The following is a 1,534-nucleotide window of genomic DNA, read 5'->3' on the forward strand; positions in this document are numbered from 1 at the left end:
GCGTTTTGGCGTAAGCAATGCCAGGACTGGCAAGGCAGTGGTTTAAGCCAGCGTGCATTTTGCCAGCGCGAAGGTTTGGTCTATTCCAGCTTTGATTACTGGCGACGGCGCGCTGCCCCTGTAGTGGCCAGTAAAAAAACCGTTCAACCCAGGGCACTCACCCTGGTGGCTGCCGTCGCTGTACCAGATGCCCACCCCCAATCTGCGATACCGCCTGTGGCCGATACCCTCCACCTGCGCAGCCCCGGCGGCTGGCAAATCAATCTGCCTCTGGGTATCACTGAAGCAGTCATGGCATCCGTCTCCCAACTCTTGTTGCACCTGCCATGAGCAGCACCCTCGCACCAGCCCAGGTCTTCCTGGCAGTCGAACCTGTTGACATGCGCCTCGGTGTCGACGGATTGTCTCGCTGCGTCCAGCACAGCCTGGGCCAGCTTCCCTGTGATGGCAGCGCCTATGCCTTTCGTAACAAGAATGGCAACCGCATCAAACTCCTGGTCTGGGATGGCACTGGTGTCTGGCTTTGCGTACGACGCCTACACCAGGAACGTTTTACCTGGCCACAAAGCCAGGATGTTCTCTGCCATCTTAGTCAATCTGACTGGCAATGGCTGACTACCGGTGTCGACTGGCGTCGCCACCCGGAGTGGCAGGTGTAAAGAGATCGTACCCACCCATTTCTGCCACCAATATGCAACAAGATACCAGTTACAACATCAGCTTACCCCCTGTTAACCACGCCAACACTCAGGTATACTTCAGCCCATGGATAGATCAGCCCAACTTGCCCAGCTCGCCCAATTCAATCCCGATCCTGCCCTGGCAGAATGGATCATGGCCCAGTTGGCGCAAGCGGGTAAAACCGATACGGAGATAGCCCGTCTCACCGCAGACAATCATGCCAAAGAAATCAAGATTCAAGCCTTGACGCTGGAGCTGGCCTACCACAAACGCCTCAAGTTCTCGGCTAAGACAGAAGCCTTTACCGCAGAACAACGGGACCTGTTTCTGGAGTGTGAGCAAACGGACCTCTCTGCCATGCAGGCGGAACTGGCCCAGCTCAGTCCCACGCTGACCAAACTCGAAGCCAGACCGACGGGCCGCAAGCCCTTCCCGGCAGAACTGCCGCGTATAGAACATCGCCATGAACCTGTTTCTTGCGCCTGTGATCAATGCGGCAAGGACCTGATCAAGATCAGTGAAGACATCAGCGAACAATTAGATGTAGAACCAGCCCGTTTCTTTGTACACCGCCACATCCGTCCACAATACGCTTGCCGCGCCTGTGAAACCGTCACAGCAGCAGCCATTCCGGCCGCCGTTATCGATGGCAGCATGGCAGCTCCAGGCTTGCATGCCTGGGTGGTGGTCCAGAAATACCTCGATCATTTACCCTTGTACCGGATAGAACAAATCAGCACCCGCCATGGCGCAGGCATTGCCCGTTCTACCCTGGCAGAGTGGGTAGGTAAGATCGGCGTGGCCCTGCAACCGCTGGCAGACCGGCTTGCTGAATTACTCAGGCAAAGACAAG

General features: G+C 56.6%; 3 protein-coding genes. All 3 read left to right on the forward strand.

Translation table 11 applies throughout. The features are described from left to right. A partial coding sequence (gene tnpA, locus ACO0LF_RS31235; RefSeq protein WP_423021274.1) for an IS66 family insertion sequence element accessory protein TnpA occupies positions 1 to 330 on the forward strand: 330 nt, incomplete at its 5' end. Beyond that, positions 327 to 659: an IS66 family insertion sequence element accessory protein TnpB gene (tnpB, locus tag ACO0LF_RS31240; RefSeq protein WP_423021276.1), complete on the forward strand. Its 333-nt coding sequence runs from the start codon at positions 327 to 329 to the stop codon at positions 657 to 659. The genes tnpA and tnpB, both read left to right, overlap by 4 nt. Before the next feature lie 106 nt (positions 660 to 765). Further along, on the forward strand, positions 766 to 1,534 hold a 769-nt coding region (locus ACO0LF_RS31245), incomplete at its 3' end, for an IS66 family transposase (RefSeq protein WP_423021278.1).

Source organism: Undibacterium sp. Di27W (assembly GCF_049340345.1).
Taxonomy (GTDB): domain Bacteria; phylum Pseudomonadota; class Gammaproteobacteria; order Burkholderiales; family Burkholderiaceae_D; genus Undibacterium.